Origin of the sequence: Microcystis sp. M109S1 (assembly GCF_020247025.1) — a bacterium.
GTDB lineage: Bacteria > Cyanobacteriota > Cyanobacteriia > Cyanobacteriales > Microcystaceae > Microcystis.
Genome location: NZ_JADBRW010000024.1, coordinates 1 through 8,759, shown reverse-complemented (window position 1 = coordinate 8,759; position 8,759 = coordinate 1). Strand labels below are relative to the sequence as shown.

Annotated in this window: 6 protein-coding genes; 2 read left to right on the top strand and 4 right to left on the bottom strand. The window is 44.3% G+C overall.

Annotation, left to right across the window (positions count from 1 at the left end):
* Positions 1-86: 86 nt before the first annotated feature.
* The 4 genes from hpsO to glmM form a co-directional block, all read right to left on the bottom strand.
* Positions 87-1,256, bottom strand: coding sequence for a hormogonium polysaccharide biosynthesis glycosyltransferase HpsO (hpsO, locus tag IM322_RS01035; protein WP_287676542.1), 1,170 nt, complete (start codon positions 1,254-1,256; stop codon positions 87-89).
* Positions 1,253-2,248: a hormogonium polysaccharide biosynthesis glycosyltransferase HpsN gene (gene hpsN / locus IM322_RS01030; RefSeq protein ID WP_287676540.1), complete on the bottom strand. Its 996-nt coding sequence runs from the start codon at positions 2,246-2,248 to the stop codon at positions 1,253-1,255. Before hpsN ends, hpsO begins: the two co-directional genes overlap by 4 nt.
* 146 nt (positions 2,249-2,394) lie before the next feature.
* Entirely contained in the window at positions 2,395-4,122 is a 1,728-nt protein-coding gene (gene hpsL / locus IM322_RS01025; protein WP_287676539.1) for a hormogonium polysaccharide biosynthesis protein HpsL, read from the bottom strand.
* A 57-nt stretch (positions 4,123-4,179) separates the two neighbouring features.
* A complete protein-coding gene (gene glmM / locus IM322_RS01020; protein ID WP_287676538.1) occupies positions 4,180-5,619 on the bottom strand; it encodes a phosphoglucosamine mutase in 1,440 nt (479 codons plus the stop codon).
* A 273-nt stretch (positions 5,620-5,892) separates the two neighbouring features.
* On the opposite strand from glmM, the gene IM322_RS01015 reads away from it, so the two are divergent.
* Positions 5,893-6,834, top strand: coding sequence for a glycosyltransferase family 2 protein (locus IM322_RS01015; protein WP_287676536.1), 942 nt, complete (start codon positions 5,893-5,895; stop codon positions 6,832-6,834).
* Between the two features lie 304 nt (positions 6,835-7,138).
* Complete coding sequence (locus tag IM322_RS01010; RefSeq protein WP_287676534.1) at positions 7,139-8,548, top strand: hypothetical protein; 1,410 nt, start codon at positions 7,139-7,141, stop codon at positions 8,546-8,548.
* Positions 8,549-8,759 lie beyond the last annotated feature (211 nt).

Genomic DNA, 8,759 nt, shown 5'->3' with positions numbered 1-8,759 from the left:
CAACACCAGTTATCAGTGAGCAGTGAGCAGCTTTTTTCTTCCTGTTCCCCAGCCCCCATCCCCCATCCCCCATCCCCTATCCCCCATCACCGAGGGAGTAATTGTTGATAGAAATCCAATTGTTTTTGAGCGAGGGCTTTATTAGTATAATTGGTCATTACTCTCTGATAACCCCTCTGGCCTAATTCTTGAGCGAAGCTGGGATTATCTAAGAGAGTTTGTATAGATTTAGCCAGTGCCTCCCCATCTTTTTCGGGAAAAATTAAACCCGTATCAGCAATAACAAAGGGGATTTCTCCCGAATCAGAACCAATAACAGGAACCTGACAGGCCATAGCTTCAATTAAGACATGACCGAATTGTTCTTTCCAACCGACGGCCGTTAAGGTTTTGACCTGATAGGTGATTTCTGAAGGCAAAACTAAAGTGTTCATCAGGTTAATATAATTAACTACTTGATCGTGGGGAACACTTTCCACTATCATCAAGCGATCGCTTATTCCTGCGGCTGTAGCTTCGCTGACTATTTTATCTTTCAGGATTCCCCGACCTAACAGTAATAATTTCCACTTACCTGTTAATTTAGCTACAGCTTTAATCAGCTTTAGAATGCCTTTCTCTTCCACAAAACGACCGATAAAACCAATCACGAATTCATCGTTTTCAATGCCTAAAGATCTGGCTAAATCGGGTTGCTTGCTGGGGGAAAAAAGAACTTCATCCACTCCTAATTGTGGTAAAACGGTGTATTTACCCCTGTAACCCCGTTCTTTTAAAACATCTACCCCGTCCTGATTACCAGCGATTAAACCATCGGTATTTTTCAGGTTATAAGCTTCTAACCAAGAGATGGGAAATTTAGGAGTATAGGGAAGATTCCACCAAGTAAAAAATACATTTTTAGCCTGGAGATTTAAGAGACGATTCAGAGTAATAAATTGAGCATAAGCGAGAGATTTAGAACCCTGTTCCACTTGAATAATATCAGGTCTAAATTTTTGCAATAAAGGAATTATATCAGTGCCAAAAGTTAATAAAGCTTGGTTATTCTGGCTAAAATTAGAGATAGGAATGACTCGGAAATTGTCGGCTATTTTCGGTTGACTTTCAATGATTTTATTTTGGACTCCTCCCGGTTGCCAACGTTGGGGAACAACAATAGTAACTTCAATATTGGGATTTAATCTTGTCAGGGCGCGCAGTTTCTCACAGTTGAGATCAACGACATAGGTATGACTAGCGACTAAAATTTTCATAGATGATCTAGTTTTGTATAAATTTGGCCATCATTCCAGAGGGACTTTACTTGAGTTTTCAGAGCATCCAGAAAACCTAAACTATAAAAAATTCCCCTAGAGAGGATTTTAATCGGAGAACCACCCTTATTACAGGGAGGATTGCCAAGAACGTGACAATCAAATAATTTAGCGTAGAGTCGCAATTGTTGAGCGGGAGTGAGATTTTTCAGGGCCATCAGAAAGTGATTATGATAAAAAGTCGTCTGATAACTCAAAGAACGAGTGCTAATATCATGACAGCCACCAGTTTCTTCCCCTAAATGAATCAGATAAGCGGTGGGATCGTACCAGACATGATAGGGAGTCCGGCGTAATCTTAAGCAAAAATCCGATTCCTCGCGCACGGCACTGCCACGAAAGCGTTCATCGAACCAAATGCCGTATTTAGTAAATATATCCTTACGGAAAGACATATTACAGCCCCGGGCTGAGATTACCTGCTGGGGTTTAGTGGTGTGGACAAGATCGATGTAATACCAAGCAATGCCCGGATCCATGGCTTGGGGGGGTAAAAAGTCGATTTCGTAGGGTTTGCTGGTATCTGTCGCCATTTTTTGGGAGTCACCCAATTTCATGCGATCGAATACCCGACCTGCCACTACACCTATCTCAGGGTTCTTGACAAAATTCTCACTATGTGCTTTGAGATAATTATCCGGTAGCCGCACATCATCATCGATAAAAAGAACGATATCGCCTTGGGCGCGACGGACTCCATAATTTCTCGCACCGGGTAAACTCGCCCAATCCAGCCGATACCAGCTAATTTTGTGCTGATTAGCCAGATTTTCCAGATAGGATTGTATAGCGGGGCTGTGGGTAGCGGTCTGGTCGATAACTAATACCTCAAAATCGGGATAATCTTGTTTGAGTAGGTCATCGAGGGTATCTTTAAGAGGCTCTTCGCGTCGATAGGTGGGTATGATGACAGAAATCGAGGGAAAATTCATAGCAGGGGATAGGTAGGGATTAGGGGATAGGGGATAGGGGATAGGGGATGGGGGATAGGGGATGGGGGAATTTCAACTAAAACCCCCCGCAACGCGCACGCAGTGACCCCCCTAAAACCCAAAACCCAACCCCTAACACCCATATTTCAAGCCAAAGAAACACCTTTGCGTTTAAAATTTAAGCTCTTTTTGGAGGATTTTGTGGCGGTTTCCCCCGCCAGAATTTTGGCTTCTTTTTCCTGTTTTTCGATCACGGGTAATCTAAAAATTACGCCCGCAAATATCCAGTAATAAACGCCCACAGGATCCGTATCGAGGGCATACCAATAGGGAAGATAGGCAACAAAGAGCAGCAAAACCCAATAACTACCGGCAAAACCTCGCAGAGTCGGATCTTTGAGGGAACGATAGGTGCGGAAGGCCAGATAAACTAGATGGGTCATGAATATCATGTACAAGGTAAAACCAATGTATCCCAACTCGAATAAAACTTTACTATGATAGGTTTCCACAAAGGAAATATCACCGAAAACCCTAGCAGAAGCTGTGGCCACACCGAGTCCACGACCTAAAATACCGCCCTGATTACGGATAGCAAAATCCAACTGTTCTTGAAGAAAAGCGGTGGGGGGACTCTGTTGCCAACGGCTGACGGCGCTATCGTAGCGTTGTTGGACAAAATCGGGGTTAAGAAAAGAAAAACCGATAGCTAGAAGTAAAGTGGCGGCAAAAATGATCGGCAAAAATCTTTTTAAGTTAGCGATTTGTCCTGTAAGAATCGTCATCAGACCAATAATCGTCGGTACAGCAAAGAAAGCTAATCTTTGCCCAGAGATCACTGCATTAATAAAAACTAGGGTTAAACCCACCAGAGCTGCTAGTCGCCATTTTTGGGAAGTTTCACTAAAGGCACTGGCATAACAAATTACGGCACTAGAGACCAAAAACCAAGCCCAGTGCCAGGGAGAAACAAATGTACCCGGTAGGCGGATCATATTCACTTCCGGACTATACACTAATGCCCCACCGACCAAACACCTCGCCTCTAAGGTGGCTTTAAATAGTGTATCAGCCACGTAGCCTCTAGTTCCTACACAACGACCTGTTTTCAGCATCCAGTATTGCATTAGTCCTAGGACACAACAAATAATCGCTAAAGTCACTAAGAGACGACTAAAAAATAATAGGGTCGGTTTATCTTTGATTAAGTAATAAGTGCAGAAGATCAAGGGGACATAACCTAGCAAAACTTTAAATCCTAATATTCCTTGCAGAAAAGTCTCACTTTCCCGACAGGGAATCCCGCGCAAACGACCATCCCTAAAGATACTCATCCCAGCCACGGAATCGCAAGTAGGCAGAAATTGTCTCTGTAAATTGACTGCTAATAAACAGACTACACAGAAAACAAAGATTAATAATAGGGTTGTACCTAATTGTTTGGGGACAATAATTGGTAATTGCTTTTTTCGACATTCTAAAACTAAGGCGATTAAAGCGGGTAGATAAAAGATATCTTTACTGATCTGCAGGATGGGACTACCTCCCAACCAATAGATAATAGTGCCAGTGAAGGGGACATAGATAATAAATGCCCAAAGAGCCATGCGAGGATAGCTAAAGGAGAAAACTCCTAAAATCAAGGCTAAACTTACTGCAGCTCCTATGTTGGCATCAAATAATAAGCTGAGGGGTAATCCGAGCAAAATTCCCACACAAATGGCAAAAATAATCAACCCCGTTAACTTTTGTTTCTTTTGCCTTTCTTCTTTTTTGAGGGCAAGTTTCTCTTTGATGTTAAGCGGGGGACTATCAGCTTTTGTTTGGCCCTGTTTATTCTTTTTTTTCTGGCGATCGATACTTAGTCCGGTCATAATTATCCCTTGCTAGGCTAGGCTAAGGGCATTATAATCCCTGTCCCCCTCGATCGACTACAAAAGATAGCTTCGCACCGCTTCCACTAGCCTTTCTGTCCAAAAATTGGCTAATTCTAGGGTTTCTGCTTCCACCATCACCCGAATTAAGGGTTCTGTCCCGGAAGCGCGCACCAAAATTCTGCCTTTTTCTGCCATAGCTGTCTCAGCTTTGCGGATTTCTCGCCGCAAAGGTTCACATTGCTGCCAATTACGTCGCACTTCTCTATCTTCCACCCGCACATTGCGTAAAATCTGCGGATAGGTGACAAAGCTATGATCGACTAAGTTAGCCAAGGAAACCGCCGATTTCTGCACTAAAGCCGCTAAATGTAGAGCGGTTTGCATTCCATCCCCAGAAACCCCGTAATGATGGCAGAGGATATGACCGGATTGTTCACCCCCTAGCATGGCTCCAGTTTCCCACATTTGCGCCTGAACGTGCTGATCGCCCACGGCAGTCCGCAAGAATTGACCCCCCAGTTTTTGCCAAGCGCGTTCAAAACCTAAATTAGCCATCACCGTGGCTACTAATAACCCATCCGGTAGCTGTCCGGCTTCTAAGAGGGAACGACCCCAAAAATAGAGGATATAATCGCCATCTACTACTCTACCTTGACTATCCACGGCCAGGACTCGATCGGCATCGCCATCGAAGGCAAACCCTAAATCCGCTTGCTGATTAATCACCGCCGCCTGTAAGCTTTCTAAATGGGTAGAACCACAATTAACGTTAATGCGATCGCCATCGGCTCGATCGTGTAGGCAGATAACTTCCGCCCCCAAGGTTTGGAATACTAAAGGTGCTAGGTTAACGGCTGCCCCCCAAGCTAGATCTAAAACTATTTTTAATCCCGATAGGTTAATATCCTTCCCGACGGAAGCAATCACAGCTTGATAGTATTTTTGGATCAATTCGGGACAAAAAGTCGCTTTTCCCCAATTTACTGAGTTATCCGCTAATTCTAAATTGCCCCTTAAACCCGCTTCTATCTGTCCGGCTAAAGTGCCAGATAATTTTAAACCGCTGCTGTCAAAAAATTTAATGCCGTTGTCTTCGGGAGGATTATGACTGGCAGAAATCATGATCCCCCCCATCGCTTCGCTTTCTCTGGTTAAATAGGCGACGCAGGGAGTGGGACATAATCCCAGTTGCCAGACTTCTATTCCCGCCCAAGTTAAACCAGCCGTGATAGCATTGGCTAACATATCACTGGAATTACGCGAATCTTGACCGATAATCACCGGTTTGGTGACACCAGCTTGATTTTTAAATACCTGTCCTGCCCAAAATCCGATTTGTAGCGCTAGGGGGGCAGTTAATAATTCTCCCACTTGGCCGCGAATTCCGTCCGTGCCAAACAGGGGGGATGGCGGTAATTCGATTAAACCCGTTAAGGATAACAGGGGATGCGATCGAGCTTTTTGTCCATTTTGATACGATAGAGAAGCTACCATGGCCGATTCCTTTCCTCACACAACACACTCAGAGAATAACATGATCACCGATTTTTTCAAATCAATGTTCCCAGTTGACCTTAATCCTCCTCCCAGGGTTCCTTACATAGGGTGTCGGGTGTCGGGTGTGGGGTGTGGGGTGTGGGGAGAACAAAGCTGCCTTTTGCATGAGTGCATGAGTGCCTCCTGAATAAAGATTGTTGATTTTTGCAGGAGGTCTAATCAAGGAACCGAGGTTATTTGGTAAGCTGAAACGGTAATCTTGACCCCCGAATGCCCGTGCTGATCAGTGTTGTCATCCCTACCTACAATCGCCAAGCAATTTTAAAAAAATGTTTACTAGCCCTAGAAAATCAGCGTTTAACCGATAATAAAGTGGAAAACTACGAAATAGTCCTGGTCGATGATGGCTCTACCGATGCGACGATCGCTTGGCTAGAAAGTCAAAAGGCTAATTTACCCCATCTGCAACTGTGGCAACAGGATCACGGCGGACCGGCGATCGCTAGGAATCTGGGGGTAGAAAAAGCTAGTGGTGATACGATTATTTTTATCGATAGCGATCTGGTAGTGACAGAAAATTTTTTGCAAGCCCACGCCGACGCTTTAACCGCCGGGGCAGAAAGTCTCGGCAGCGATCGCTTATTTACCTACGGCAGTGTCATTAATACCTGTAACTTCGAGCATCCCACCAGTGAACCCTATAAAATCACCGATTTCTCCGCCGCCTATTTTGCCACGGGCAACGTGGCGATCGCCAAAAAATGGTTATTAGCGGCGGGATTATTTGATACTAGGTTTCAACTCTACGGTTGGGAAGATTTGGAATTAGGGGTGAGATTGAAGCAATTAGGACTAAAATTAATCAAATGTCCTGAAGCCGTTGGTTATCATTGGCATCCCCCCTTTAATCTCGCTCAAATTCCCAATCTCATCGATAAGGAAATTCAACGGGGACGAATGGGAGTGCTTTTTTATCAAAAACATCCCACCTGGGAAGTGCGGATGATGATTCAAATGACTTGGATTCATCGACTGTTGTGGGGTTTACTTTCCCTGGGGGGAACCCTGAATGAACGCAGCCTCTCCCCTCTGTTACAATGGTTGATCGATCGAGGTAAACCGCAATTAGCCCTAGAAATTGCCCGCATTTTTCTCAATTGGTACAACGTGCGCGGCGTTTATCAAGCTTATCGGGAAATACAGCTTCAGTGAAATGTCTTGCCGAACACCACCGACGGCGTTTCTCACAAAGACGAGGTATGACTGGATTTGACATCGACAACCGACTCCCTAAAACCAGAGACTTTGTACCTCACCATCGAGATAACTGCCCTAAAGGTGCACATTTGCCGATAAAAAACTGAATATTTGCTTTCTTTTTCTGATAATTGCTGCCACAATCAAAAGCAATCGGCATAGAGAGCGGCGGAAAACACTGACCACATTTGCCCCTTGTGAATTATTCTCCGAGATTGGGCATATTAGAAGTAAATTTTCCTATAGGAGGAATCCCATAATGAATATCTTCGATATTTTAATCGGTTTTGTCGGTGGAGGTGCGATCGGGGGTGGGGCTTTATATGCCCTGCAAGAGGGAAAAATCAGGGAAGCACTACAGAAATATGAGAAAATTCGGGCGGCTTTAGGTGAAACCGAAAAGGAGTTAAAAGACAGCAAAGGACAGTTAAAACAACTCGCTCTCTCCGAAGAACGGATTCGCAATATCGAAGCCACCTATAGAGAAGAAGTGGCTAAATTGCAAGAAGAGTTAGAAGATAGCCAAGGACGTTTACAAGAGATAGCCAGCGCAAATCCCGCTCAAGCCGTGGAAGTCGCCGATAAAACCCAAATTCAGCCACTTCAACCGGAATACGAAGCTAAAATCGAGGAATTGCGCCAAAGCTATCAAAGTCAAATACAAGAGATCATAGACGGGAAGCAAGGGGAAATGGAAGCCCTGCGTCAAAGTCAACAGGAGCAGATTCTAGAATTAGAAAAGGGCTATCAGTCGCAAATTCAACAACTAGAACAGGGTTATCAAAGCCAACTGTTGGAATTACAAAACGCCCGCCAAGCAGTAGTGGATGATCGAACCACTGAAATCGTCGAACCCTGGGATGATTTCCCCGATAGCCCCAGTGCCGAAGAAATAAATCCTTTTGATGATTTTATCACCGAAGAAACCCTAGTATTGCCACCAGAATTTGCCCCTGAAACGCCCCTAGAAACGCCGGTTTCCGAATCAGAATTCAGCAGTGAGATGAATCCTTTTGATGGTTTTATCACCGAAGAAACCCTAGTATTGGAACCAGAATTTGCCCCTGAAATGCCCCTAGAAACACCAGTTTCCGAGGAGACATTTGACGGTTTAAACAGCAGAGAAGAAACCTTAGTTTCTCCAGAAATGACTGAGAGCGAAGATTTTCCCGTCATGGAAGAACAAGCAATCTCTGACTGGGAGATGTCCGCTGCTGAGATAGAATTTCTCAACAGTTTAACATTAGAGGAAGAAACGAGAACTATCGGTAGTCTAGAAGAATTATCGGGTAATTACGGTCAGATTCAAGAAACCGTTAGCAGTGACACCAGTTTCTCTGATTTATTAGCCCCCGACACCGAAAAATTCGCTGATAACCAAAATTTTCTAGATGACTTATTTGCTGATACCGATGACAGCAATAACCCCGAATTATTCGATTATTTTGCGGAAGAAACCCCTACAGTTGCATCTAACCGCCAAAATGTTGCTTCTGTTGCGAGTGACCAAGAAGAACTAGATTTCTTTCGTATGTTGGATAATGAAGAAATGGCTAATCTAGAATCCTTACCTTCTGACGAAGACCTGCCCCTTGATGATCTATTTAGCGATGATTTATTCTCGGATGGGGACAATAGCAAAACCACGAGGCTAGAATCTCATCAGTAGGCAGATTGCCCGCTATGAAGGCAGAAGACAGAATTTCTTCCCCAGCCGATTTCTGGCTTCTGACTTTCTTAATGGGACTTAGGCGTTTTCGGTCAGCAAAAAAGGCTCAAACCATTACGGGACAAAGGGTTAACCTCGATTTATGATTTTCCTTGATATATCTGGGTTTCAGCGATTTTGGGCTTGGTCGAAGTAAATCCCAAGCGGGGAT